Annotated in this window: 19 protein-coding genes and 1 pseudogene; 10 read left to right on the forward strand and 10 right to left on the reverse strand. The window is 65.5% G+C overall.

All coding sequences use genetic code 11. The annotated features are described in order from the left end of the window. Positions 1-138 precede the first annotated feature (138 nt). From IPI67_00005 to IPI67_00020, 4 genes are all read left to right on the forward strand, one after another. Positions 139-489 carry a hypothetical protein gene (locus IPI67_00005; protein ID MBK7578562.1) on the forward strand — a complete coding sequence of 117 codons (351 nt, stop codon included), beginning with the start codon at positions 139-141 and terminating at the stop codon, positions 487-489. Positions 490-570: 81 nt separating this feature from the next. Further along, entirely contained in the window at positions 571-915 is a 345-nt protein-coding gene (locus tag IPI67_00010; protein MBK7578563.1) for a hypothetical protein, read from the forward strand. Between the two features lie 278 nt (positions 916-1,193). Then, positions 1,194-1,634, forward strand: coding sequence for a hypothetical protein (locus IPI67_00015; GenBank protein ID MBK7578564.1), 441 nt, complete (start codon positions 1,194-1,196; stop codon positions 1,632-1,634). Between the two features lie 91 nt (positions 1,635-1,725). Further along, entirely contained in the window at positions 1,726-1,905 is a 180-nt protein-coding gene (locus IPI67_00020; protein MBK7578565.1) for a ParB N-terminal domain-containing protein, read from the forward strand. Positions 1,906-2,628: 723 nt separating this feature from the next. On the opposite strand, the gene IPI67_00025 is transcribed toward IPI67_00020, so the two are convergent. Next, complete coding sequence (locus tag IPI67_00025; protein MBK7578566.1) at positions 2,629-2,826, reverse strand: hypothetical protein; 198 nt, start codon at positions 2,824-2,826, stop codon at positions 2,629-2,631. 286 nt (positions 2,827-3,112) lie between these two features. Here IPI67_00025 and IPI67_00030 point away from each other — a divergent pair, with 286 nt between their 5' ends. Both IPI67_00030 and IPI67_00035 read left to right on the forward strand, forming a co-directional pair. Continuing rightward, a complete protein-coding gene (locus tag IPI67_00030; protein ID MBK7578567.1) occupies positions 3,113-3,997 on the forward strand; it encodes a hypothetical protein in 885 nt (294 codons plus the stop codon). Next, positions 3,994-4,729: pseudogene (locus IPI67_00035) on the forward strand (ATP-binding protein). The gene IPI67_00030 and the pseudogene IPI67_00035 overlap by 4 nt, the downstream one beginning before the upstream one ends. Positions 4,730-4,966: 237 nt before the next feature. On the opposite strand, the gene IPI67_00040 reads toward IPI67_00035, so the two are convergent. Then, complete coding sequence (locus tag IPI67_00040) at positions 4,967-5,320, reverse strand: hypothetical protein (GenBank protein ID MBK7578568.1); 354 nt, start codon at positions 5,318-5,320, stop codon at positions 4,967-4,969. A 120-nt stretch (positions 5,321-5,440) separates the two neighbouring features. Then, positions 5,441-6,736, reverse strand: coding sequence for a hypothetical protein (locus tag IPI67_00045; GenBank protein ID MBK7578569.1), 1,296 nt, complete (start codon positions 6,734-6,736; stop codon positions 5,441-5,443). A gap of 1,328 nt (positions 6,737-8,064) precedes the next feature. Between IPI67_00045 and IPI67_00050 the strand changes: the two genes are divergently transcribed. Further along, a complete protein-coding gene (locus IPI67_00050; protein ID MBK7578570.1) occupies positions 8,065-8,604 on the forward strand; it encodes a hypothetical protein in 540 nt (179 codons plus the stop codon). Positions 8,605-9,978: 1,374 nt separating this feature from the next. Here IPI67_00050 and IPI67_00055 read toward each other — a convergent pair. Next, positions 9,979-10,302, reverse strand: a complete 324-nt coding sequence (locus IPI67_00055; protein ID MBK7578571.1) for a hypothetical protein — start codon at positions 10,300-10,302, stop codon at positions 9,979-9,981. A gap of 595 nt (positions 10,303-10,897) precedes the next feature. Here IPI67_00055 and IPI67_00060 point away from each other — a divergent pair. Then, the gene (locus IPI67_00060) at positions 10,898-12,352 is read left to right on the forward strand and encodes a hypothetical protein (GenBank protein MBK7578572.1); all 1,455 of its coding nucleotides are present in this window, start codon (positions 10,898-10,900) and stop codon (positions 12,350-12,352) included. On the opposite strand, the gene IPI67_00065 is transcribed toward IPI67_00060, so the two are convergent. From IPI67_00065 to IPI67_00085, 5 genes are all read right to left on the reverse strand, one after another. Next, positions 12,333-13,598 (reverse strand): IS66 family transposase, encoded by a 1,266-nt coding sequence (locus IPI67_00065; protein ID MBK7578573.1) that lies wholly within the window; start codon positions 13,596-13,598, stop codon positions 12,333-12,335. The two genes, IPI67_00060 and IPI67_00065, sit on opposite strands and share 20 nt — an antisense overlap. A 124-nt stretch (positions 13,599-13,722) precedes the next feature. Further along, positions 13,723-14,136 (reverse strand): IS66 family insertion sequence element accessory protein TnpB, encoded by a 414-nt coding sequence (locus tag IPI67_00070; protein MBK7578574.1) that lies wholly within the window; start codon positions 14,134-14,136, stop codon positions 13,723-13,725. Between the two features lie 127 nt (positions 14,137-14,263). Continuing rightward, on the reverse strand, positions 14,264-15,271 hold the full coding sequence (locus IPI67_00075; protein ID MBK7578575.1) for a tyrosine-type recombinase/integrase: 1,008 nt from the start codon (positions 15,269-15,271) through the stop codon (positions 14,264-14,266). After that, entirely contained in the window at positions 15,268-16,212 is a 945-nt protein-coding gene (locus IPI67_00080; protein MBK7578576.1) for a tyrosine-type recombinase/integrase, read from the reverse strand. Before IPI67_00080 ends, IPI67_00075 begins: the two co-directional genes overlap by 4 nt. After that, complete coding sequence (locus IPI67_00085; GenBank protein MBK7578577.1) at positions 16,209-16,901, reverse strand: tyrosine-type recombinase/integrase; 693 nt, start codon at positions 16,899-16,901, stop codon at positions 16,209-16,211. Before IPI67_00085 ends, IPI67_00080 begins: the two co-directional genes overlap by 4 nt. Between IPI67_00085 and IPI67_00090 the strand changes: the two genes are divergently transcribed. Then, entirely contained in the window at positions 16,791-17,219 is a 429-nt protein-coding gene (locus IPI67_00090) for a hypothetical protein (protein MBK7578578.1), read from the forward strand. The genes IPI67_00085 and IPI67_00090 overlap by 111 nt on opposite strands. 309 nt (positions 17,220-17,528) lie before the next feature. Here IPI67_00090 and IPI67_00095 read toward each other — a convergent pair whose 3' ends face one another. Then, the gene (locus IPI67_00095; protein ID MBK7578579.1) at positions 17,529-17,708 is read right to left on the reverse strand and encodes a hypothetical protein; all 180 of its coding nucleotides are present in this window, start codon (positions 17,706-17,708) and stop codon (positions 17,529-17,531) included. Positions 17,709-21,716: 4,008 nt separating this feature from the next. Between IPI67_00095 and IPI67_00100 the strand changes: the two genes are divergently transcribed. Continuing rightward, positions 21,717-22,151 (forward strand): IS110 family transposase, encoded by a 435-nt coding sequence (locus IPI67_00100; GenBank protein MBK7578580.1) that lies wholly within the window; start codon positions 21,717-21,719, stop codon positions 22,149-22,151. The last annotated feature ends 4,474 nt before the right edge of the window (positions 22,152-26,625 follow it).

A 26,625-nucleotide genomic window follows, 5' to 3' on the forward strand; every position in this document is an offset into this window, starting at 1 on the left:
TGAGGAAGGGAGCGCAGGAACGCCAGTTCGCCGGCCTCTTCGGCGAACACACCGTCCAGTCGAGTGTGTGGAAGCGCCGCGCTGGATGACGCGGTCGGCGAGCTGCTCATCGAATTGATGACACCGGTTGCGCTCGCGGTGTCGCTCGCCGTGCAACACGAGCTGCAAGCCCAATTCGAGCAAGCCGACCAGCTACGTCACCGCAACGTCGAACGTGCTCAATACGAGGCCGGCCTTGCACGGCAACGCTTCATGCGCGTGCACCCGGACAACCGGATGGTGGCCGATTCGCTCGAGGCTGACTGGAACGACAAACTGCGCGCAGCCGCCGAGGCGCAGCGCGATTACGAACGCAAGCAGCGAAGCGACGCTCTGGTGTTCGATGAACAGCGCCAGACGCGCATCCTCGCTCTGGCGCGAGACTTTCCGAAGCTGTGGGCCCACTCGAGACACCGCAACGCGACAGGAAGCGGATGGTCCGGCTGCTGATCGAGGATGTGACGCTCGTCAAAGGCGAACAGGTCACCGCCAACATCCGCTTCAGGGGCGGCGCCGCCAAGGCGCTGAGCGTTGCCAGGCCTTGCCCCGTGCCTGCGTTACAGGACCCCCGCTGGCGTCGTCGCGCAGATCGACCGGCTGCTCGACGATCACACCGACGCCGAGATCGCCGTCATCTTGAACGAGCAAGGGATCCGCTCGGTATGGGCAAGGCATTCGATGCGCAGCGAATCAAACGCGCGTCGCTCGCACCGGCTCGTGCCGCGCCGCGTGCGGCTGCGCAAGACTGGGCTGCTGACGGCTAACGAGCCCGGCCGCCTGCTCGGCATCACGGGCAGCGGCGTGAGAGGCAAAAACTCGCGCAGGGAAAGCTCGGGATCCGCGCGTATCGCGTGGATGACACGGGCGAGCACTTAGGCGCTCGGCAGAATTGACCCGCCTCCGCTCGTCAGAAGTGACCACCCTTGCGGGTGACGCTGAGCTGGGCCGCGCCGCGGTAACGGCGTGGCGCGCGGAGCGCGATGAGCGGCGCGGTGCTCGCCACAGAGGCGAGAGCTGTGGCGTGGGGCAGCCGTTGCGCCGGAGCGGTCGGGGTGCCGCAGATCGTCCGAGCTTGTCCGCTCTCGCCTCCGTGGCCGAGCCCGTGGTCGGGATGGAAGTAGCGGCAGGAGATGATGGCCGGACACCATGCCCGGATGAATTCAACAACCGCCTGCCGCTGCGTGCAGTGTAGCGGCGAGTTCGTTCCAGACCCAAGAGTTCGTGAGCGCCAGGTCACCTGTGGCGCGCCCGAGTGCCAGCGAGGCCGGCACGCGAAGCAGTGCCGCGAGTGGCGCGCCAATAACAAGGAGATGACGGCCGAGAACTACCAGGACGTGGTGGTCCCATTCCGCCGAGAGCAGGGACTACCAGCGGCGATGGCGCTGGGGCCAACGCGCGCGAGATGCGAGAAGACGACGGTGATGGGCGGGGCCCTGCTGGGTAGGCTCCGTGGCCTGGTCTCGCAGGCCGAGCAGTTGCTCGATCGGGCCGTGGGCAGCGCACAAACCGGCGTTCTCGCGGGGGAAAAGCTCAGGCGCGCGGTGGCGGCGGTGCGCTCCACCATCACGGCGTTCGCAGTTCTCGAGGCGAGCTGACGGAGCTTCGGGAGCTGGGTCTGTGACGGCGGCGGCGAGATACGAGAGGAGACGGACCACGGGCTGAGGATTTGCGACCGTCGCGGTGGCCATGGACCTCGAGCTCCACCAGCTGGACCGCCGGTACGAGGCGCTGCGGACGACGAGCCGCGAGCGCGACAGCCGGGTTGTGGCGTCCCTGGCTCGCGACGGCCAGCAGCTGCCGGTAGTCGTGATCGCGGCGACAGACGCCGGCCGCCACATCCTGGTCGACGGCTACAAGCGGGTCTGAGGGCTTTACAAGCTCGGCCAGGATCTGGTCCGCGCCACCTGCTGGGACCTGCCCGAGCCGGAGGCGCTGCTGCTCGGGCGGCTGATGCGCGCGGCCGAGGGGGGGAGAGCGCGCTCGAGCAGGCATGGCTGGTGCGCGAAGCTCCAGGAGCGATTCGAGCTGTCGCTCGAAGATCTGGCCCGCCGCTTCGGTCGCAGCCCGAGCTGGGTGAGCCGCCGGCTCGGCCTGGCCGCGACGCTGCCCGAAGCAATCCAGCAGCTGGTGCGCGACGGAAAGCTGTCCCCGCACGCCGCCATGAAACACCTGTTGCCTTTGGCGCGCGCCAACCGCGCGGGCGCCATCGCCCTGGCCAGGCCCTCGCCCCCGCTCCGCCCGAGCACGCGGCAGACGGCGCTCTTGTGCGCTGCGTTTGCACGCGGCAGCGAGACGAGCCGCGAGCAGTTGCTGCTGCACCCGGAGCTGCTTCTGCGTGCCAGCGAGCCACGCGGCGGCAAGCCCGACGACCCGGCGCAAGAGCTCGAGCGAGACGTCGGCGCCGTGGGTGGCATCGCCCGGCGCGCGCTGACTCGAGTCCGGGGTGGGGTCGTTCAGCAGCTGTTGCCGCCGGAGCAGGCGCGCTTGCGGCGGACTTGCTGCTGGCGCGCGCCGCGACGTCGAGCACTTGGTCAGCACCATCGAGAAGGAGGTTCCCGATGTTGGATGAGACGACTCGAGCCACCATCCTCACCCCTGCAACAAGCGGGTCATGGCAAAGCGCGTCATCGCTCGCATGCTCGGCATCTCACGCAACGCGGTTCGGCGGGTCATCGCATGGGAGCGACCGATGTCCCAGCCCTCGACCGCAGCGAGAAAGCCGAGCCGTACCACGACGAGCTCGTCCAGCTGGTCCACGAGTGCAAGGGCAACCTCGTGCGCGTTCACGAGGAGCTTGCGGCCCAGGGCGCACAGCTCGTACCCGACCCTGACCGCGTACTGTCGCCGTCACGGCATCGGGCACGAGCCAAAGAAGCCTGCGGGACGCTACGACCATCAGCCAGGCAAGGAGATGCAGCACGACGTCTCCCCACTTCGCTGACATCGGCGGGCGCGAGAGGGCCGTGCAGATCGCAGGGCTCGCGCTCGCCTACTCGCGGCTGGCCTACGTCCAGCTGTACCCGCAGTTCACGCGGTTCGAGGCAAGGTCTTCCTCGATGACTCCTTCGACTACGTGGGCGGCACCTGCCCCATCTGCATGGTCGACAACAGCAGCGTCATCGTGCTGCGCGGCACCGGCGAAGACATGGTTCCCGTGCCCGAGATGGCATCCTTCGGTGAAGCGCGCGGCTTCGAGTTCCGCGCCCACGAGAAGGGCGACGCCAACCGCTCCGCCGTGGTCGAGGGCCTGTTCGACTTCGTGCAGAACAACTTCCTCGTTGGGCGCAAGTTCCACGACTTCGACCACGCCAACCGCGAAGCCGTCATCTGGTGCGACAAGATCAACGCCGCCTTCAGCCGCAAGCTCCACGCCGCTCGCCGCGATCTCTTCGCGGCCGAGAGCCACCTGCTCGTCCCGTTGCCCGCCTGGCGCTCACCCGTCTATCGCATCCACACCCGCCTCGTCGACCTCGAGAGCTACGTCAACGTCCACACGTTTCGCTACGAAGTGCCCGCTCGCTACATCGGTCACCAGCTCGAGGTGCGCGAGACCAAGACCGAGATCCAGCTGTTCGATGGGCGCGCGTGGTTGCCACCCATCCGCGCCGGGTGGATGGCCCGAAGCGAGTGCGGCTCCCCGAGCCGGAGCGCGCCGAGCACAGGCAGCGCCGCGACGAGCAGCTCGTCGCCGAGGAGCGCCAGCTGCACGCCGAGCTCCCCAGGCTCGCCACCTGGGTCACCGAGCTGCACCGGCGCGCACCTCGAGGACGGGGCGTTGCCCGCCTGCGCCAGCTTCGCCGCCTGTTGCGCGACTATCCGCAGCCACCGCTCATCGACGCGCTCCGCGACGCAGCTCGCTACGGCCTCTACGACCTCGAGCGCATCAGAGACCATGATCCTGCGCAACATCCGCCACGACTACTTCCCGCGTCGCGACCCCGACGACGAGCAGGAGTGACCCATGCGCGACGACGAGTCCATCAGCTGCTCAAGACCCTGCACCTCAGCAAGGTCCGCCAGATCATCGAAGAGGAGCTTCAGCACGCCGAGAAAAAGCAGCTCACCTACGGCGAGTTCCTGCTCCGTTTGCTGCGCGCCGAGTGGCACAACAAGCAAGAGTCCGCCCCTCAACTGGCGCATCAAGCGCGCCGCCATGCCTGAGCAGTGGACCATCGAGTCGTTCCCCTTCAAGCGCCAGCCGGGGATCTCCGCTCGCCAGATCCGCGGCTTCGCCAGCCTCGACTTCGTTGCCCGCGCCGAGAATCTGGTCTTCATCGGTGGCACCGGCGTGGGCAAGACAGGACTCGCCACCGGCCTGCTCCTGAAGGCCCTCCAGAACGGCTACCGCGGGCTCTTCCTCAAAGCGCAGGACTTGTTCGACGAGATGTACGCCTCGCTCGCTGACCGCTCGTCACGCAAACTGCTCAACCGCCTCGCCCGCGTGGATCTGCTCGTCATCGACGAGATGGGATACCTGAATCTTCGGCCCGAGCAGACCAACGTCTTCTTCCGTCTGATGGAGGAGCGCTACAAGCGGAAGGCCACGATCATCACCACCAACCTCGGCTACGAAGAGTGGCAGAACTTCCTCGGCAACAAGGCCCTCTGCGACGCTCTGCTCAGCCGCATCCGCCACCAGTGCCACACCGTCACCATCGACGGCCCGTCCTTGCGCGATCCCTCCGGCTAACGGCGACCTGACCTCCGCTTCGGAAGCCGCAGCGCCCCTACCGGGGCCTGCGGCTTCTTCGCACCAACGCCGAAATCGGTGCACCACGATTTACCCGATCAAGAAGCCGGGTCGATTCTCCCGAGCAGAGGTGGGTCATTCTTGGCGAGCGCCGAAGGCGAGCATCTGTATGAACCACCGGCGCTCTCGACGTGACCGCCGCCATAGCCGAGCAGACGGCGAGATCTCCGCACTTGCTCAGCGCCCTGTGGTGCTGCATTCTGCACGTCCCGGAGCGATCTCGCGGCAAGCGGCGACAGCTCGTGCACAGGAGGTGCAGTATGGAATGCAGCCCAACGCGGCCAGGAGCTTCTGGCGGCACGCTGCGTTCTTGCACTGAAGAAATCCGAAGCCTCGCCCGAGCACCCCGCAGTCGAGGTAGCCCGAGAACTCGTCCTTCACGAAGGACGGCAGCGGCGCGATGACGTTCTGGTCGGCAGCGGCCTCGAGTGTGCGGTAGTTGTCGGCGACGAGCGCCGCAGCTGGGCTGCCACCAGCCGCGCGATCAGATCGTGGGGCTCGAGCAGCAGCGCGCGCGTGCCGTCCCGCCACACCTTCTTGAACGTCAGCTCGAGCCTGCCGTCCTGCCGGCGGCGCGGTAATTCGGTGAGTTCACGCCATGCAGCCGCTTAACCGATCACGGATGTTGGCGCGAGCAAAGCCGGCGCCACCTCAGTCTGGCGGGATCCCAGCGCCCAGCGAATCAAGCTGAACTCGGCGCAATCGTTCGACGGCGAACTTGCCGTACGAAACGAACATCTCCTTGCATGTCATGGCGATCGGTCGGCCCCAACGCCAGTGGTTGTCGAGCGGGCTATCGAGGATCCACGAAACACCATCAGCGAGGCGGACGATCAGGATTTGGTACGCGGGTTTAGTGGGGTCCGGGATGTGTGAGTAAGCGGCGTACCCGCAGCCGACCGCCGGCTTGGTCGGTCCCCAAATATCGTTCGGTTGCCACGAGCGGAGGCGCTTCGGCTGAAGTGCCTTCGCATCCGTTGTGAACGGTGCAGCCATGATCGATCGCTTTGGAAACGTCCCGTCGGTCGATGCGTCGAGCGTGCGTTCCTCTCCTTGCAACCACACTAGATCCTTGCCGTCGGTTCCACCGCTGGCAGCGCTTCTTGAAGCATCCGTGCCGAAGGTTACAAGTGGCACCGCGCCATTTGTCTCGGTCCACGTCAACAACTCCGACCGTGCAATCGATTCCCCCGTCCAGAGCAACGCAGACCCCGCCCATGTCGGAGCTACCAGATCGAGTCCACCCGGCCAGACGACGCCCAGATCCTTCCCGGCCCAACTGCCGATTCTCAGCACGGCCTTTACGACGGCGTAGTGGGCAGCGCCCGCGTGCGGCGAGCCGGCGAGCGGATCGGCTTCCGGAAGATCGAAGAGCAGCGGCGGCTGCAAGTCGGTGTCCATCCCGCCTATTCCTGCGACGCGTGGTGCCTTGGCGTCTTGGTCCCTGAGCGACCAAGCGGACCGCCCCCCCGAGATCCCGGTCTGGAAGATGTACCAGGCGGGGTTTTGCGGGTTGGTGTGTGCCGACTGCCAGAAGGCTTGTCGAACTGGACCGTCCGCCTCTGCAACGAGGGCCATCGTCGCACGCGCGGGCTCGCCGTTGATCGGCGCTGAGGCGTAGACTTTGCGCAACTGGAGCACGATCCGGCCGGCGGAGTCCTCATAGCCGCTGGGGTACCCGCCAATCGCGTAGGGTTCAGGATTTGGCCAATCAACCTTGAGCTGCTTGCAGCTGTAGCTGCTCGGGCCTGTATCCGTGCAGCCCTCCCACGCAAGCGCACTCGGCAACGACACCGACGATCCTGGGACGTAAAGGCGGTACTTGCAGCCGAAGACCGGATACTCGACCCAACCCTGTGGAACGTCCGTTGGAAAGGCCTTCTTCGGACAAGAGTTGCCCGCGTCGGTCGTGTCGCTCTTCGCATCAGACAGAGGGGCTTCTGGCAAGGAAAAATCGTGCAGTGCATCAACTCCGACTTCCGCGCTAGCGTCGATTGAAACGGACTGGGTCTCATCTCCTCCGCACGCGCGTAGCGCGAGCGCGGCAAGGGAACACGTCCCGACCACAATCGCGCCGCGGCGAGCCATGATGCGCGCCTCAGAAGCAAGCACCGAGATCCACGAACGCGCCTGGCTTTGCGGTCAATTGAGCCAGCTGCGTGACGTGCAAACGCCTCTTCTTGCCTCTCTCCGTCACGTAGAAGTAGCCAGCGGCGCTCGGCCGACGCAACTGTAGCGGCAAGCACAACTTCCGGCTCGTACCCAGGGAAGATGAGTCTCTGATGGACGCCGGCACCACCTGGCGCGTGCGCGGGCAATGCCCAGACTTCGCGTGTCAGTGCGCCGGTCGAATCATGGCGGCCGCCAACAATCAGAACCGCATCGAGAATGCGGCTGTAAACCGGGACGTAGCCGTGCCGTGGCGATAGGGGGGCCGCCGTCGCGGTCACTCCGGCGGGCATCACGCGTTGCTGCACCTGGAACGAACCCTGCACATTGACCGCAACGAAGCTGTCCATGTCGGTTCCGTCGCTGTTGACGAAGACACCTTGAACGAAACCGGTCGATGTCGCGCCAAGTCCGGCGTATGGCTCCGCGGCCGCGACGTAGCGAAGCGTCGGATCTGCGAGCTTGTTGCGGAAAGTCGTGCCTAGAATTTCGTCTACGGGAACGACGCGCCCCTCCGAATCGACGAGGCCCCAACCCCCCAAACTGGTGGGCGCAAGAAGTCCGTCCGTTGGATCGATGCCTTTCCACCAGAGGGACGGGCGAGCGCAGTGCGGGCACCACCGAAGCTTCTTGAAGACGTCAAATGGGATGCATGGCGCTGGGCACGTGAGGCACTTGTCGATGACGAGCTGCTGCGTGACGGCATCGGGCGCGAGGTTCACGTAGTTCCGAGCCAGTCCCGCGCCCTCTCCAAAGCCATCGCCAAGGTTGGGTGTGGGATGGACGCCGTTCGAGGGCTGGTAAGTCGTGCCCAGCAGGTCCGTCGAGGGAGGAAAGGTGTTAGTACCCGCGTGCGCGCCGAGTACGCCATCGAGCTTCGACGACGTCTTCCACGCCGCCTCGGAAACATTCGGCGTTTTTGTTGGGGTTCCTGGGTCGGTAATCCACCCGTTTCCGATCCACGTTGATCGGTTGGACCAGTACGCCCAATCGAGCGGCGTTTGCATCGACGGGTAGTTGTAGAAGGCATCCGCACCGAGCGTGAGCCCGGCGAAGGACATCGGGAGCCATGGGTTGACCGGGGGCGCGACGGCGACGATGTAGAAATGCGACTCGCGCCGCTGGCCGTCGGTCTGGCTGCATGTGGAGCCGATATCGGCATCCTTCTGGCAGAACCTAAACGCGGTTCGTATGTTGGACTGCGCGACGACGACCCCGTTGACAGGATTGCTCGAGCCGCCGGGCACCGGCGTTACTTGTGTGCGCAGCCTCCGAATCGTGGAGATGCCGCCGCACTCATCGCCTTTGAAATCAACAACCAACTCCCCCTGGAGCGGCGCCTTCACCTGGGGACACGCCACCGGATCGCATGCGTCACCCATTTCTTCGCCCTGGCGCTCGATCTCGGCGTCCACGTTGCAGTTCGCTTGATCGCTGTTCGCAATTCCCACGCAGTTGTCGGCTTCGTTGGGAACACCGTCGCCGTCGATGTCATCGATTCGGGTCAACAACCAGGTGCCGTTTCCCGCATCGAACGTCATCGCGTTCAAGCCGGCTTGGATTGTCGTGCCCGTACTTGGGTCGACGTAGTCCGCATCCAAAGAATTTACGGAAGCGAGGTACCGGCGCGGTGCAAGACCCGATGAAGGAGGAAGCGCCGTCGGCGGATCCATGCCTGACGCAACCTGGCCCGGGCCAAGGAGCGTGGGCCCGCCCGAGTCTCCACCCGCGACCCACACATTTTGCGGGTTGGGCGCATCGACATGCAGCATCGGCCGGTTGACGAACACCTGCACGTTCGAGCCACACGTGTCATTTCGATCAATCGTTGCATTGCGCGCAAAAGCGCGAGCCGATCCAGCGTCTCGACCGCCAAACGTTCCACCGCCGGGCGCGGGCCACGGAGTCGAGCCCCCGCCGTAGCCGACCTGCGTAACAATCGGTTGCCCGTCCAACCAGTCGTTGATACCCGGGAACGCAACGAGCCCTTTCGATGGGTCAGCGAACGCGGTGCCCGCGATAACGGGGATGGGGTCGATGCCGACTGGCGCCGAGGCGAGGTATCCGATCGCGACGTCGTTCTCGAAATGGAGCGCCATTCGGCCGCCCTGGGGGAGGCAGCTCAAGGTGAAGGCGCACGACGGCCCCTGAAACTGAGGGCCCGGCTGGCCCGGACACGATGGAAGGGGAGGCGGTGGATTCGGGCAGTTCGTGACGCGGTTGCCGTACGCGAGCGGATGCCAAGACAAGCCGAGGACACGGACCGTCTGCGCGCCTGGACCGACCGGATTCCCCTGCTCGTCAGCGAAGACCACGTCGATGAGGTCGAGATCCGGCGTGAACGCCTGGCAGCCTTGTGAGAAAGGAAGAGCACAATGCGCGGCCATGATGATCGTCCGTGGACCGATCAGCGTGGCAGTGCATCCGGCCGGAGGAACATTGAGAGCGGCGACGCCCAGGAGATCCGGAATCCCCGCGGGCTGCCCGTTAGTGAGGGCCGCGGCGACGGCGCCCGCCGGCTCGTTCTCGCCGCTCGAACATCCGGCCGTAGCGGCAATCAACGCGACGCCGATCAATCGAACATGCACCTGCATCACGACCTCCCCAAGCGACTCTCTCAGAGTAGGCTCTGCAACACGAGACCGTCAAGCGTGCGCCAACGATTGCGCGTAGGAAAAGTGAACTGCCAAAACCCACCGAGCCCAGGGATACGCGGCTGGCGTGCGCGGGTCGAGGTCAGCCCGCGAACCCGTGCTCAGCGTGATGATCCCGCAGCCGGGTGCTTTGGCGAGGTCAAATCAGGAGGCGGGGGCACAACTTCGCCTCTGGCGCGTAGGGCATTTGAACTGCCAAAATCCACCAAGCCGAGAGTACGCGCTCGACGGCTTCAGGTCGAGATCACGTCCCGCACCCCGACCCCCGCCGCCGATCCGCGTCGACGCTTCCTCCACTGAGCTCGATCTTCCGCGCCGCCGCGCACACGACGCACACCTCCGCCCCCAGCGAAGCCGCGCGTCGCCTCAACCTTCCCCGAACCCCATCCCCAATTGCTCGGGCACACGGATGGGGACTCTCGCTCTGGGCGGCGCTCTCGAGCCTTGGCCGTCCTCGTGCTCCGCAATCAGCCGCGTGATGGCCGCGCGACTGGTGGCGACCTCTGCCCACCTCATCGGGCCGGAGCAACGCGGGCACGTATCCACACCAGCGGCGAACACGTGCGCCAACAACCACGCCCAGCGCCTCCGCCCGACCGGCGCATCATCCTTCTCGCCGAGCAGCTCGAGCTGATCTCCCCGTGCGGGCGGAGGCTTGTAGGCGGACGCATCAACCGGCGGCCTGGGCACGACGAGAGACCTCCGCGATGAGTGGCTCGAGAGCACCCGGCGGTTGCCGGCCCCTCGAGCGCCTCGTCACCACCGCCGGGGGTCACGAATCGGCAGATGCCCGCGTCCGGTGACGACCCCCACGGTGAATGCTCGACCCGTTCTGGCAACGACCTGGCAAGCCGCTTGGTCGGCGGTTTTTCCAGAGCCCTCGTTCCGCCCGCAACGGAACCCAGAGATAACGAGAAGGGCGATTGCGGGAGTGCGCCGCGCGAAGGCGGGTGCGCGCGGCGGAATGAGAAGGGCGATTGCGGGAGTGCGCCGCGCGAAGGCGGGTGCGCGCGGCGGACGCGGTCGCGGCGCAGTTCGGCAATCGTCGGGTTGGGCGGAGCCGGTGCGCGGCACGCCGGAGCCTGGCCGGTGGCTATGCGGAAGTTGACCGGATGCAGGAGCGGCGAGGAGCTCGGATGGGTGCAGCGTACGAGAGCGCAGGCAGTGCGACAGTGTGCGACGTTTCGCACATTTGGACGAGCCTCGAATTGCAATACAATCCGAGCGCGGCGTGGACATGGGAGGCGGACATGGGTGAATTGGGGAGCTTCTGGCGATTGGGCGCATGCACTGGATGTCGCGGAGCGGCGGCATGGCTCTGGCACGCACGCACGCACGCTTGGTCTGGCTGACTGTGATCAGCGCGTTCGTCCTCTCGGCGTGCGGTTCGGAACGCCTTCCATCCGATTACGAGGCAGCCCAGGCGGCTCTCACTACTGCGTCGTGTGAGAACGGTATCCTGAAGGAGGAACACACCGTCCTCCGGTACATCGGCGCCTCGGTGACAAGCCGGATCTGCAACCCCGTCGCTGGCGGCGTTCCGGCGATGGTCTCGAGGGACGACGCGGCGGGAAAGCAGGTCGACCTGAATCAGCTCAGGGAGGCTGATAATGCGGCGTTCCACTCCTGGCATGCTGGCATCCAGCCCGACTTCCGCGCGTCCATGGAGAAGGCAGAGGACGAAGCGCACGAGGTGTACGTCTGGTTCTACGTGGACCAGGCCGATGCGCCGGAGAAGGAGTGGCTGGTTGGCGAGCCTCTCGCGGCAGCTGCTGCGTCCGCCTCGGCCGAGTCCCGAATCCGCACCGGCGCCCTCCAGCTCGCCGGCAAGCTCTCCGCGGAGGGCGTCGGCGTCGTCTCGGATCTGCTCGCGCCTGTGGAGTACGGCATTCCAGTCATTCGCGCGCGGGCGAAGCTGGCCGTCCTCGACACCGTCGGTACCTGGCCCGAGGTCTGGAGGATCGATCGCGTGCCGAGTGAGGCGGAGCACACGCTCCTAGCTGACACGTTTTACTACACCACGGTCGAGAGCTGGCCGGACTACTTCGGCTACGACGGCACGGGGGTCACGGTCGCGACCTATGAAGGCAAGTTCCCGGACTCGTGGGCAAACTTGCCCGGTGCGCCTTCAGGATCTTGTATCGACGAATACGGTGTGGGTCGCAAATGCCACTGCCCCGGGGCTCAAAACCGGGGCGATCATTCGCGCGGTGCGATGGGCGTGGTCCGTCGCTCCACCGGGATCTTGGGAATGGCCAACGATGCGACTACGATTATGGCGAACTACGGGGACTGCGCGACGAACGGCCCCGACGTTTACGCCAGCGCGTTGAACTGGGCGACGACCAATGGCGCCACCGTCATCAGTCACAGCGCGTGTACCGGCACGGGGTCGGACCCGAACGCACACGACATCTTCTTCGACTACAAGGCGTCCGTGTCGCCATACCCGCTTGTGGCCGCAGCCGCCGGCAACGACTCCGGAAAGAACGTGTGCAACAAGCTCCGAAACGGCCTCGTGGTCGGAGGCACCCTTGAGTACAACGGCAGCAGTAATCGCAGCCTAGCCTACGCTGACCCGGACAAGTCATATCTGAACGGTACGAACGGCGCGTCGGGCTACGAGGTCCCCCACGTTTCTGCGATTTCCGCACACGTCAGTAGCGCTGTGACCGATCAGCGACGCCGGGATGCGCGGCGCGTGGAATCGTGCGTGGGGCTCAGCCGAGGGTCTTCTTGAACGCGGCCGGGGTCAGCGCCTCGAGCGGAAGCGCGAAGACATCGCGGTGGGTTCCGAGGCGCTCGAATGCCCAGGTGAGATAGGCCTGCGCGGGAACACCTTGAGCCCGACAGGTGGCGATGATGCCGAGGAGCACGCAAGCGCGGTGGGCGCCTTCTGTGCTGCCGGCGAAAAGCATGTTGAGGCGCAGCTTGGCGACGTTCTGGAACTCGCGCTCGGTGGGAGAGTTGTCGATGGGGACCAGCGGGTCGTCGACGAAGCGGAAGAGCGCGTCCCGATGGTTCTTGTAGTACCGAATCGCCGCCGCCAGCGGCTCGGAGGGCAAGAGCGTCGGCTCGACGGCGTCGCGCCAGCGCTCGAAGTCCTGGACGATGGGGCGAATGCACCGCTGGCGATGTTCTCTGAGAGCCTCTCCGACCAGGCCGAGCTTCTGCGCCTCTCCCTCTTCTCCGTAGATCGCGCCCAGGAATTTGCCGCCTTCGAGAGCGAGCACCGGCTGGGTGTCTTCTGCGTCGCGGAACTTGCGGCGGCCGTGCGCATTGCACCCGGCTTCGAGCACGCGGCCTGAGGCGAAGACTTCATTGAAGCGATGCTCGGCATCGGCGGTGAGGGTGCCTCGGAAGGGCCTGAGCTTCGCGGCGACGACCTGGCCGCTCTTGTCGGGCTCGTACTGGAAGACCGCGACCTCGTGGTTTCGATAGAGCTCCACATAGCCGTTGTGCGCGGCGGGGAGCTTCTTGATGATGACCTTCAACCCGGTGCCGTCGGTGGCCATCCAGGAGCCGGCGAGCAGCTGCTTCCAGTGCAAGCCGTCGACACCCGACAGCAGGTCGGCAGCGCGCTCGATGAAAGTCACGAGCGTGCTCATCGCGACGGGAATGCCGCGCTCGGCGAGGTCACGCCGAATGCGGTCGAGCGGAGTGAGTAGCCAGAACTTCTGGTAGACGAGCCACGCGAGCCACTCGCACGTGACCTTCGAGCGCTCGTAGGGCGCAGGCAGAGAGCGCAGCGTCGTGCGCTCGCCACACGCGCGGCAGCGACACGTGTAGCGACGAACCACGCGCCGGCGCTGGTGCTCCTTGACGACGTGGAGCTTCTCCTCGACGAGCTCGTCGACAACGTCCAGGGCAGCGCCGCCGCACTCGCCGCACGCATCGGGGCGGAGCTCGTGCTCTTCGGCTTCGAGGTGGCCGGGGATCGGCTTGCGCCCCGTGGGCCTCGCCTTCTTCTTCGGCGGAGGCTCGATGGCGGGCTTGTCGGGGGCCTTGGGGCGATCCTCGAAAGCGCGCCGGGCTTCTCCCTCGACGACGGGCGGAGCAACGGGCGGCGCTGCAGCGCCGGGGCAGGAGCCTTTCGCTGCTTACGCTGTGCTACGGCGAGCAGCTCCGAGACGCGCTCGTTGAGCCGTGCGAGCTCGGCGATGAGCTGCGCGACTTGCGCGCGGAGGGCCTCGCTCTGCTTGCGGAGCTCTGCATTCTCCTTGCGCAGCGCTTCCAGGCCGTCCACGGACGAGTAGAGATCATACTTGGAGATCCGTGTCGATCCTTGCGTGCTTTTTCGAATCGAGGCCGCCGGTACCAGCCGCGCCGCGCCGCTGTGAAGTCGATCCCGGCCAGCAGCGAGGCGAACGCCGAGCCGTCGATCACCACCTGCGGTTTGTCGCCGTCCAGCAGCGGAAGCTGAAAACTCCCAGCCTCGAGCCGCTTGGCGAGAACACACCAGCCCGACCCGTCGAACCACAGAGCCTTCGCGATCCGCCTGCGCTTGTTGAGGAAGAGATACAAGTGGCCGTCGACCGGCTATGCGTCGCGACGCATAGTCGGTCTTATGTAGCGGCCGTCGTTATGTCGCGGAACAGCACGTGACGCGAGGGACAGAGGCTCTTTCGCTGCTCGCGGTCGCACGGCGTCGTCACATATTCCCGACGCTTTCCAGGAGACGCAGAACCGCGTCCGTCGGCTTGTATCGCGGGGTTCTCCCGGTGCTGACGCCGGCCCCCGCCAAGGCCTCGCGCATCATCTCGACATCAGCCTCGGCGTAGCGGTGCGTCGTTGCTACTTGGGCGTGTCCGAGCCAGGCCTGGATCGTCACGAGGTCTACGCGGTTTCGCAACAGCTGCATCGCTAGCGTGTGCCGGAATACGTGGGGTGACACGCGCGGAGGGGGTTGTCCCAGAGCGCTGCGCATGAGGGCGCGCCGGACGACATGGGCAGCACCAAAGCGAGTCAGCCGCTCGCCCCGCGCGCCGACAAAGATTGGGCGGTGCGCGTGGGCACCGAGCTCACGCTCACGACAGATGGCGCGAAGTGCGAGCACGAGATCCCCAGCGAGAGGAACGACACGCTCCTTGCGGCCCTTGCCGTGGAGTAGCACCTGGCAGGGGCGCTCAAGCTGCAGGTCGGCGACATCGACCCCGACGGCCTCAGAGACTCGCGCGCCTGTGCGAGCGAGGAACAGCATGAAGGCGCGGTCTCGACGGCCCTGCACCGTCCGCGCATCCGGCGCAGCAAGGAGCGCATCGAGGTCGGCAGCCGCGAGGTGCCGTGGCACCTTGGTCGTCGTCCGTTTCGAGGGGATCGACAACACTCGTTGGGCTATGCCAAGCGACGCAGGGTCGCAGGCGGCCACGTGGCGGAAGAAGGAGCGGATTGCCGTCAGGCGGGAGTTTCGAGTCTTTGGTCCGTTGTGACGCTGCTGCTCGAGGTGATCAAGGAACGCCAGGATGATGTCGCGATCAAGGTCAGCGACGCCTAGCTCGCACGGTTGCCGGCGAGCACGCTCGGCTGCGTAGAGCACGAGCAGCCGCAAAGCATCGCGGTAGCTCGCAACCGTCGCAGGGCTGGCGTTTCGCTGCATGGTCAACCGATGGCGAAAGAACGACTCGAGTAACCCCGCGAGTGAGGTGGAGGTCCGCCTCATCGAAATTCGCCTCCGGGCGCGAAGGCGCGCGCCGCGGCAAGTCCAAGCAGTTCCGGCGTGCCAGTGATGTAGTACGCGGTGTCGCTATACCGAACGTGGCCGAGGTATACGGCCAGTACCGGAAGCTGCGCCTGGACATCGACTCCGTCGCGGTACCAGTCAGCGAGTCGCCGGGTCGCAAAGCGGTGCCGGAGGTCGTGCGGACGCAGCACCCGCGGTCGCCCGGTAGCGAGGCCGGCCATCGTGCGCGCCACCCGAAATGCCGCGCCAAACGTGGTCCGAGGAAGGCGGTGCCCGCGTGAGCTGACGAAGAACGCTGCGGCGGAGGAGGAGCGCGGGAAGGCATTGTCGCGCACAGCGGCGTAGGCTCGCAGCTGCGCGCACGTACTGGGGTGGACCGGGACGAGCCGATCCTTTCGGAACTTGGATTGCCGGACTTGCAAGACGCCGGTCGTGAGATCGACATCGGTGCGGTCGAGCCGCAGTGCTTCGCCGGACCGTAGTCCGGTGCTGGCAAGAACGCCGATCAGCGTGTACAGCGTCTCGCCGAACAGCGCGTGCGGTCGCTTGATCGACCGCGCTGCGGTCAGGAGCCGCGCCAGCTCTTCATCGTCGAGGATCCGCGCCGGCGGCGTCGACCGTGGCCGCGGAAACGCCTGCGGATCGAGGATGGGCGTGCGCACGTTGAAAATGGCGAGGTAGTCGGCGAAGCGAGCCAAGACCGAATAGCGCCGCGCGCGAACGGCTGGGGTCACGTTGCACGTGAGCACGAAGGCGACGGCGAGGTTGCTTGTGAGCGGCCCCCGGACTCGGCGAACCTTGACGAACCTCACGAACTCCCGCAGCGTCGCCGCCTGCACCTTGAAGACGTATCCAAGCGACCGGCGGAGCCGGATGTAGTCGGCGACTTTCTCTGCAAGGAATGCAGCGAAGACGCTCATGGGTCCACTCCCGGGAAGGGCAGCGCGACGCGGGCGAGTTGCGGCAGGGCGACCTTGACGTAGATCGCCGTGGTGTCGATCTGGCGATGGCCCATCAAGTCCGCAACCTCCTTGATTGACCGCCCTTGCTGCACGAGACGCGTCGCGAGGCTGTGACGCAAGAGGTGAGCGCCGGCCCAGGCGGGCCGATGTCCACGATCTCGCAGTCGACGCCGCACGATGGCGGCAACAGTGCTGCTCAAACGCAGCGGTCCCGCCGGCGCGACGTGTCGTAGGAACACCGCGGCAGCTGCATGCGCCGGTCGCCCACGCAAGATGTAGTCGGCGAGCGCTCTTCCGGCTTCCGCCGTGAGCGGCACGACCCTCTCGCGGCGGGTCTTCGTCCGACGGATGTGCAACCTAGCGGCACGCCAGTCGATGTCGCCCAGCTCGAGCCGTCGCACCTCCTGGCTCCGTAGGCCGGTTGTCGCGAATAGCAGCAGCATCGCGAGGTCCCGCTTGCCAGTCGGCGTCGACGAGTCGATCAAGTCGATCGTCGCGCGCACATCACCCCACGCGAGATGACGGGGAATCTTCGAATGCTGCCAGTATGGAACGCTTGGAACGACTCGCACAAGATCACGGTGCAGCAGGCCCTGCCCGTGAAGGAAGCGCAGCAGCTGGCGGAGATGCGACACGGCCGCGAACATGGTCGCCCGCACGGCTATGGTGGTGGCCAGGTGCCCCACGAACGCCAACACGTCCGCGCCGCCGAGCGTCCGAAGAGCGCGACCCGGGTTTCGAGAACGAAACCACCTCAACGCACGCCGTGCATGAAGGACCAGCTCATCGATCGACGATGGCTGCAGACCACGCACGTCCCGGAGGTAGACCTCGTAGGCACGGACGATCGAAGCATCTCGAGCGCCGCTGGGCAGACATCGCTCGACTACGTTACGGCGGAATTGCCCTTGCCCAAGTCGTCCCAGGTGGCGAAGCACGTGGCCGAGCGCAGTGCGCACGACTGATCGCGTGCTCACCGCGCGGACGGTGCGAAGGAATCGGTCGACGAGCAAACGGTCAACGGACTCCGGCCGCGTACATCCGCGCCGGAGCGCGTATCTGCTGAATGTCGCGATCAGACTGAGGTAGCGACGCCGCGTCGCCCGCGAATAGCCGAGGCGGGCGAACTCGTCACCGATGGCGTCAATCTTGGCGCCGAGCGGCCCAATGCGCATGCGGCGAAGCACTGCAGGATACTTGAACGTCGACTCCAGCAAAGCGAGCCTCCTTCCCGCTGCACGTCGGAGCGACGCCGCAATATGTGACGTCCTTGATCAAGAATTTCCGAGCACGCCTTGCTGCGCAAGGATGCGCGCTGCATAGCGGTGGCCGCCACATAAGACCGGATCGAGCCCCATGCCGCGCACGGCGCCGGCGAGAGCGTCGAAGGAGCCGCGCATGTCGAGCGGGGCCACCGCCACGAACACGCGCACCGTCGGAGGAAGGCTCAGCACGAGCGCAAAGCCTCGAGTACCCGGTGCAGCGTCTCGACCGAAACGTCGTCGCCGAACTCCCCGAGCCCTGGCAACCTCGAGAACGTATCGACCCCTGCCAGCCACGGCGACGCTCGGCGAAGCCGGAACAAGCTCGACCAGAGCGCGCGCCGTCGCTGCCGCCTTCGACTTTCGCCGTCGCGGTTGAGCGCTCGCTCCCCGCCGCCCGAGATTCACCCGCCACGCGTTCAGAGACCGCCCGTCGATGTCGTGCGCCCGGGCCCACTCTCCGGCGCTCAGGCCCTTCCGCTTCGCTGCGGCCAGGCACCGGCGCGCCTCTGCCTCGTCCTCGATCTTCCGTCCACTTGCCACTGATAACCTCCGCTTCGCAGCCGAGCCTGGCGGCCACGTCCGCGAAATCATCCCGGTGTCGCTGATGGGTCCGGCGGGTACGGCGTGATATGGCCGCTCCGTTCTGCTTCTCCAGACTTCTGCTCAGACCGGAGGATGGAAGCGGGACACGCCCGCGGGCTACCAATCTGCAACGTCGAGCGGTTGTTGCTCCTACTCCCATTCGAACCCCGGGGTGTGCCTCGCCCTTTACGAATCCTCCGGGAAGCCGCTCCCACCCGCTCCCCCTGTTGCCTTCGCGGGGGGGGGCCCCCGCTTTTCCCCACCCCAACAATAGCAACCCCAGGAGGTCGGTTGGCCAAAAGTCTCCTCCGATTTGGCGGGTGCAACATGTTCTTTGGCCGCTCGTTCTGCTTCTCCCACTTCTGCTCACACCCGAGGAGGGGAAGGGGGACATGCACCCCCAGGCTTCCAATCTGCTACCTCGAGCGGGTGTTGCTCTCCTACTCCCATTCGAACCCCGGGGTGTTACTTCTCACCCTTTACAGTCCTCCCGGGAAGCCCCTCCCACCCGCCCACCATAATGCCTTCGCGGGGGGGGGCCCCTGCTTTTCCCCACCCCAAGAATAGCCGGGAGGGCGGTGGAGAGAAAGTCTCGGTTCCATTCTTCCGGGTTGGACTGGGCCGACAAGAAGCACGATGTCTGCCTCATTGTCCCTGGCAACAGGGGTCTGGAGCGCGAGGTCGTTCCTCACCGCCCGGCCGCTCTTGAAGCGTAGTTGCTCGACTCCGTGGGCGCTTCGCCGGTGCCCCGGTCGCCGTGGCCCGTCGAGCTCCGAGGAAGGCCCGATCGTCACGGCCTCGCCTCGAGCACGGCTTCATCGTCGTCTGCCCGGTGAGGCCCGGCACCGTCGCCGGCTACCGCAAGACCTTCGTGCCCAGCAACGCAAGGACTGACCCCACCGACGCAGGCTGATCCTGGAGCTCCTGCTGCGCCATCAGGAGAAGCTTCCGCCACTCAAACGGGGAAAGCGCTCCCATGCGACAGCTCCGTCTCTCGTCGCCGGAACGCCGCGCCTTCGTCGAGGACCGGGTGCGCATCATAACCGCATCACGGCTCCACTCAAGGCCTATTACCCCCCCAGGTTCTGGGCTGGTTTTTCGCGACAAGTGGACCGACGTGTTCATCGACTTCATCGAGCGCTGGCCGACCCTCCAGGACGCCCAGAGGCTCGCCGCGAGACAAATGGTCGCGTTCTTCCACGGCCACACACGTTCGACAGAAGGCCGTCATCGACCGCCGCCTCCGAAGAGCTCCACAGCGAACGGCCGCTCACGACCGACGCTGGTGCCATCGAGCCCCGCTCGGTTCATGGTCCAGCTCCTTCTGCCGCAACTCCGTGCCGTCTGCGCCGCCATCGAGCAGTTCGACGTCAGGGATCGCGACCTTGGCCGAGTGGCTACCCGACTTCGGGCTCTTCGGACTCGCTCCCTAGAGCCGGTCCTGCGCTGGCTCCTCGACTGCTGACTACCTTCGGCGAAGCGTCGCGAGCAGTTACCACCCCGCTGCCGTCGGAGTGCATGGGCATCGCGCCAGGTCACCGAAAGCGCAGCGGGAACAAGAGCTGGGTCCGATGGCGCTACGCCTGCACCAAAGTTCCTCCGCCAAACCTTCGTCGAGTGGACCGAGCAGACCATTCCGCGCTCGTTTTGGGCCAAGGCCTTCTACGAGAAGCAGCGCGCCAGGGGCTCGTCACACAACGCCGCAGTCCGCTCCCTCGCTTTCAAATGGATCAGATCATTCAACGCTGCTGGCTCGACCGGACCCGCTACGACGAATCACGCTACCTGACCACACTCCAAAAGCGTGGCTCCCCCTGCTCGCGTTTGCGGTGCAGCAACTCAATAGGGCTTGGGGTCCGCCTCAGGGCGTGAGTTAGGCAGCGAGCGCATCATGCTTCCAGGTCACCAGCAACTCCGGTGGAACACCCTTCTCAGTATGGTGGCGCATGAACTCAGAGTGGTAAGCGTCAATGGGGTGTTGAGACGTCTTCGTGACCTTGTCAGCTTGCGACGGGTCGGCGCCGCGGAGGTAATAGATGAGATACTGCCCATCTCGGCGGATTCGAGGATTACAGATTCCAGTTGGATCTGCTCATCCACAAGAGTCGCTAACGCCCTCGACGCGGCGGGCGTTGATCGTGCGAAACCCATTCGCGGGGACAGCTTCGATGCTGCCGGGTTTGATCCACTCACGGACGCATCTGGTTTCCATGTCTGCCTAACGATTCTAGCGTTCCGGCAGCGAGCGCCAGGAAAACACCACCCAACAATATCACACAAGCGCGGGGTGGCGCGAACTTTGCCAGAAGGGGAGGCGCTAGCCCCACGCGGGCAGCCAGAGACGACATTCCCAGAAGGAAAACCGGCGTTCGTCTGCTGCAACGTCCTGTTAGACGGCACCGTCAATCGGACTCTGCATGTCGAAGCGTTGGTGGTCGCTTCTTGGACTGCCAGTACGAAGATTTTCCCGGAGTTCGGCTTTGGCGCGATGTCGTACCCGTCAGACGTTTGCCGGACCAGTTGACGCCAACTCGCAGTCCTTCGTCAGCCAGTTGCGGAACTGACCTTGTCGAGGGAAGGTATCCAACGCGATGTCGTCCCGGACACGTAAGCGCGGAACTTTGGATGCGCGCGCTGGATGGTCTTCAGGCAGGAGGAGGCTGGACCAGAACGGAACGGTTTCGCCGTCGGGCATCGGAAAACGAGGAAAGCATCATCGGAGAGGAACGTGAACACGTGGCCTTCCCGGACGACCTGCTCACAGAACATCGAAGCTTGGGAGGCGGGCGCCGTCACCGATCACCTGCCCGTCTGAGTCAGAATGGGACGACCGGCTCGAGTTCACGAAGTCGTAGGTTACGTGCAGGCAGCACGCGGGGCTACACGTGAAGAGCCGGTCCATGGGCAAGGTTACACGATACACGTCGGCATGGACGATCACGCGGAAACGATTTCGGTAGACGATCGTCGAGGTCGCGGTGTCGCGAGGTCTTAGGGACCATCTGGCGAATCTCGGCTCGAGGCAATCCGCCGCCTCATCGGCAAGCTCGGCGACGCGAGCAGTCTCACGCGTTTGCTACGAGGCAGGCCCGACCGGGGCCCGTCTTGTACTGGCGGCTCACAGAAGTTGGGCGTGGCTACTGCGAAGTCGTTAGCGCCATCTTGATCCCGACCAAGCCGGGCGACCGAGTCAAAACGGATCGACGCGACGCCGGAAGCTCGCGCGTTCGTACCACGGCGGGGATCTCACCTAGCAGTCTGGGTCCCCAATGCTGAGCACGAGGCGCTGCGGGACTTGATTCGCGCTCGTGAGGCGGCAAGAAGGACGAGCTCCGGAAGAGGAAGCATCAGCTGAGACGAAGTACCTGCTGCGGAACGGCCAGCGACAGGCAGAGGGCTCCGCGACCGTGGACGGTGACTTGGTGGCAATGGGTTCGAGGGTTGACGCTGCCGTACGCTGCGCAAAACGTGACTCTGCTCGACTACATTCTAACCGTCGACCACGAGGCCCCAACGGGCTCGTGCGTTTGGAAAGCGCAATCAACGAAGCTATAACTGCGCCGACGGAAATAAAGGCGGTCATCGACGCGCTCCAAGCACTGCGGCGTTGCGAAGATCACCGCCATCACGCTTGCCACCGAGCTAGGGACGTTCGCCAGGTTCACGTGTCGCCCCCAGGTGATGAGCTACACCGGCCTGGACCCCTCGGAGCACTCGAGTGGCGCTCGAGACCGTCGCGGTGCCATCACAAAGGCCGGCAACGCACATCTTCGCCGGGTCTTGGTCGAAGCGGCATGGCACTACGGGCATCGGCCCAAGCTGAACGTGCGCCAAGAAGCAGCTTCAGGGTCCCTCACGCCACAAGTCGCTGCCATCGCCTGGAAGGCTCAAGAGCGACTGCACCGACGATTTTTCGCGACTGACCAGCAGAACCAAGCCCACCGGCAAGATCGTCACCGCGATTGCTCACTGCTCGTCGGATTCATCTGGGCCATCGGCGTCGAGGCCGAAAGAAAGGGCGCTGCGCCGAGACGGGCGCCAGAACAGTGAAGCGGATCGGTCAGTGGTCGAGGCCGGCAACGGCACGGAGAATCCCTCGAATTCGTTATGCGGTTCCGACCGCGCGAGTCTAGTCAGAGCGGCTCCCGACGGACCAGAACATGAGGCGAGCTCAGCTCGACCCCTCGGTTATCAGCGTGATCAACCGTCGATAACGCCCACCTCGACCACTGTCTCGTCCGCTTCACCTCTCGACAACGAAAGCGAATCCCACCGAACAGACCCTCTTGAGCCTGGCGGGTCGTTCCACTTATCCAACAAGACACGTTCACCCGCAAACGCGAGGAACATCGTATCAGACAGCGTATGGCGTTTTCGCAGGCCGGCGCAAGCCGTAGACAGAAGGGCGCCGGCCGTCGCGCGACGAACGCTGAAGTCGGCATGACCCGCGTTCGGCGGGTGGAACGCGAGTTATGCCGTGGTGGAACCACGGTTGTTCGAGGCACGGAGGCCGTGAGCGCCATCGTGCAACACGGCGCCGTGATCTCGGAACTTGGGCGCCAGCTCGCGCGGCTTCTGTTCACCGCGCCACGGTCGACACGACGCTCGGGGTCGCGCGCGGCACCGGGCGGGGACTCTGAGACCTACAGCGCGGCGCACAGACGGTCGGCAACGCGCTGGTGATCTTGCGTGATCGTTTCGGGTCAGAAGACAGCGGCATAACGGGACACACGTTCACCGCAAACGCCGAGCGTCAAGTCATCAATCCACGCGGCGCCACAAACGCGGGCGAGTGCCGAATCAGAATGGTCGGCCGCGGAAGCAGAACGGACGGTGAAGTCAGCAAGGCCGGCGTTCGTCAGGTGCAACGTGAGTTATGCAGGCACCACTACGGTGATTCACGGGACTGTCGCTCGCGTCGCCTTGCGACGCTCGGCTCCTCTCTGCCCGACGCGATCCACGCTAGGGTTCTGAACATCACAATGCGCGGGGCATCTTCGTAGTCTCTCGGTTGCGGTGTCGGCAGCTTCCTGTGGAGGCAACGCCGATGAAACCGGCGGCGGGGGGGCGCGACAGGAAGTGCGGGTTCAACCGGCGGGCGGGCGCTGGAGCCGGCGGCACATCGGGCTCCGGGGTGCGGGCGACGCCGGCGGCTCGGGGGACTGGAAGCACGAGCGACGGCGGGGGCGCTGCAGACGCGGCCGGCGCCGCAAACACGGCCGGAGGCGCCCGAGCTCGTCGGCGCGAAGTACCCCTGCTCGCGAAAACAGCGTGCGAGAAGGTCGCCACTTGCATGCCGGTGGTCGCGGGCCTGTTCAAAGACCCAAACTGCGAGGCCGACGGGGTCAGTGGGGTGCCTGCACGCCTCGGCGCTTCGGTAGCAACGCTGACGTCATCCGGTCTCCTGTCCTGCGCACAGACGGCACTGGCCGCGACATGCGACAGGTTCTGGTATGGCGGAACAAGTTTCGTCCGGCGTCCCCGGCCTGGCGAGTTGCTTCCCGCCTGGCAACCTGACCGCGGGCGCCAAGTGCGCAACAGGGACCCCGGTGTTCGAGCAGCGAGGATGCGCGATTGGGGCGAGTGGTTGCGGCAAGTGCGTGCCTGGGCCGGTGGCGCGATGTGACGGCTACTGTTCTGGCGGCTCATGGTTCCCGGGGCGGCACGTGCGTCGCCTCAAAGCAGTTGAGCGCGTCCTGCAATGTCACCGCCGAGTGCGGGTACGGTCTGTTTTTGCACGGGGAAGTGCATCAAGGCAGGGGCGTCCGGCGCGACGTGCACGGGCCTTCAAGACTGTGACCCATTTCAGGGAGCGCGCTGCGTAGGTTCAACGTGCGTGGCGATCCCAGCTTCACGGAAGCGGAGAAGCTGCGGCGGCGCTGGGGTCTACTGCGTTGCGGCGAATTACCGATGCGCCCTGAGCGGCTCGTCCGGCACCACCATGCCCCGGCCCAACAAGGGCGAACCGTGCTCGCTCTCGGGTCCCACCTGCAACCCACCCTACGAGTGCGTGGAACGGAGTCTGTGCGCTGCGCGACCCGGCCAACCTGTGTCACGACGACGGGCGTCCGCTTGCGGTCGTCGGTATCGAGAAGGTCCGAGAACTCATCCGCTGCATAACGAGACACGTTCACCCCGCGGAACGCCGAGCGTCAAGTCGACAGCCGGCAAAGGCGCTGCAGACGCGGGCGAGTGCCGCATCAGTATGGTCCGCCCGCGGAAGCGGAACGGACGGTAAAGTCAGCAGGGGCCGGCGTTCGGCAGTTGCCAACGTGAGTTATGCGGGGCCGGTCACCTGACCTGCTTCCGGAGTCTATCGATCAATACAGCGGCTCCCTGGTTGCCCAAAAACGCGACGACCACGACGCGCGGATCATCGACGTAGATGACCGACAGGGGAACGTGCGCAGAACGACATGCCGAACGCCGGGAGGGACGCCCTCCAGCACCCAAGGCGGGCCGAGCAGGGAACTCTTCGAGCAGCCGGAAGCTTCCCTCGGCTTCGTCGATGAAGCGGGGCCGGAGCCGGACCAATCTCCTCATACCCGACAGCGTTGCGACGGCGAGCTCACGCGAGGCCGCGTCGAGGACTTCAGGCACGGCGAGCAGCCACTGCGGCTCGAGCCATCGAGAACGCGTCCCGTGCGGAGACGGTATTCGCGGTGCCATCACGAAAGGCGCTCGACCCGCCGCGCAAGTTCTCCACCCAGCGTCGTGAGCAGACGGCGCTGGTGTCGAGACGAGCTCCCGGCCAGGCCCCAGACGCAAGCTGAGCGCGCTCGTCGTCCGGGGAGCTCGAGCGCTTCCGCGAGAATGAGGTCGATGCGAGACATCGCACCAAGCGTACCACGCCGTGCCGGTGGCCAAGTCGGGCGTCGACGTTCGAGCTGAAAGTACGCGACGTCTCTTCGCAGCCGCATAACGAGACACACGGTCACCCGCGAACGCCGAGCGTCAAATCGTCAATCGGCGAGGCGCTACCAGACGCGGGCGAGTGCCGCATCAGAGTGGTCGCCCGCGGAAACTCAGAGCAGACGGTGAAGTCGGCAAGACCGGCGTTCGGCGGGTGCAACGAAGGTTGGACATTGCCGGCTGGAAGCCAGCCGATTCCGCCGCACCTGCAGACCACATTGTCGGGCGACAGGGCCAGGCACGCCCCACGATCGTGCCGGTGCCCCCGCGGTCGTCATGTCCTGGCGTCTGTCGACCGGTCCGGAATCCAGGATGTACAGGCTGCGGGTACCGTTTCGCACCTTGGACAAGCGCGCTGGTGATCCAGATGGCGCCAGCCAGAGAGGTCGGACGCCAGGCCACTCGCTCTTCCGTCGACCATCGCACCAGGTCGCCGTCGGGGCGAATGGCGAAAGGTCTCGGTCCACCGATGTAGTGGCAGAGCCTGGTTGGTGCGAACGTACTCGGTTTGCCACTGAAGCTCTTGGGCCGCTACGGTTTTGAAGCGCGCGATCCGCTCAACGATGAACTCTCGGGCTTCGGGTTCTACGCTGATGCGCGGCATCACAATCCGTCCTTAACGAGAGCACGTTCACCCGCAGACACGAGGAACATCGCCTAGCAGACAGCGCGGCGTTTCGCAGGCCGGCGACAAGTCTAGACGAGCGCCGGCCATCAGCAGAACGGACGGTGAAGTCAGCAAGACCCGCGTTCCGGCGGTGCACGAGTGATACAATGGTGGAACCACGGTTGTGGCTGGAAACGGAGACCGTGAGCGCCAACGTGCGGCGCGGCGCGTGATCTCCGGACTCGCTGCCCGGCTCGCCCGCCTTCCCGCTGATCGGCTCCAGTCGGCAAGGCGTTGGCGTCTAGGGCGCGGCGACGGGTGCTCAACAGTCGGCTCGTCCTCGAGCGCGAGCGCGGTCCGGGGTCGTCATAACGCGACCGGATGCATGGGGGGCTTTTCGAGCGCAACAGCCGGCTCAGCGCTGCGGGCTCAGCCGCGATGGGACGGAAGCGGAGGAACTCTGAGACCGCAAAGACAGTCAGCAAAGCGCCGGTGATTTCGCGTGATCGTTCCCGTCCGAAATACACCGGTATAACGAGACACACGTTCACCCGACAGTTTGAGCGTCAAGTCGTCCAGTCGGCAAGGCGCGACAGACGCGGGCGAGTGCCGCATCAGTCTGGTCGCCCGCGGGCGCAGAACGAACGTGGAAGTCAGCAAGACTGGCAAGCGGCGAGGTGCAACGTGAGTTAGGCGGCTGCCATATGGGATAACCATCTGACATCCTGACCGTGAACTCCGATTCCCACATGCAGGTGGTGTAATTACGCTCTTCGCAGTACTGAGCGCAGACTGAGTCCTAGCGCCACTCGCGCACGGCTGAAAAACCGGTGATCGCCGCGTCCGGCGTCACGACCTCGTTGGTTTCGGTGCCTTGCGGACCGACGGGCTACATGCTGAGCGTAGAATAAGCGGGGCGTGCAGCATGCGTAACGACAGACGCTCAACGCCGGGGCGAGCTTTGGTGCACGTCATGAGTCACTTCTAACGAGACACACGTTCACC

The organism is Myxococcales bacterium (assembly GCA_016706225.1).
GTDB lineage: Bacteria > Myxococcota_A > Polyangia > Polyangiales > Polyangiaceae > JADJKB01.

Coding starts and splice junctions, on each gene's coding strand:
- IPI67_00060 (MBK7578572.1), top strand. CDS start 10,898: ATGCACTGGATGTCGCGGAGCGGCGGCATGGCTCTGGCACGCACGCAC.
- IPI67_00015 (MBK7578564.1), top strand. CDS start 1,194: ATGAATTCAACAACCGCCTGCCGCTGCGTGCAGTGTAGCGGCGAGTTC.
- IPI67_00080 (MBK7578576.1), bottom strand. CDS start 16,212: ATGAGCGTCTTCGCTGCATTCCTTGCAGAGAAAGTCGCCGACTACATC.
- IPI67_00050 (MBK7578570.1), top strand. CDS start 8,065: ATGCGACTCGCGCCGCTGGCCGTCGGTCTGGCTGCATGTGGAGCCGAT.
- IPI67_00075 (MBK7578575.1), bottom strand. CDS start 15,271: ATGAGGCGGACCTCCACCTCACTCGCGGGGTTACTCGAGTCGTTCTTT.
- IPI67_00020 (MBK7578565.1), top strand. CDS start 1,726: ATGGACCTCGAGCTCCACCAGCTGGACCGCCGGTACGAGGCGCTGCGG.
- IPI67_00085 (MBK7578577.1), bottom strand. CDS start 16,901: ATGTTCGCGGCCGTGTCGCATCTCCGCCAGCTGCTGCGCTTCCTTCAC.
- IPI67_00090 (MBK7578578.1), top strand. CDS start 16,791: ATGCTGCCAGTATGGAACGCTTGGAACGACTCGCACAAGATCACGGTG.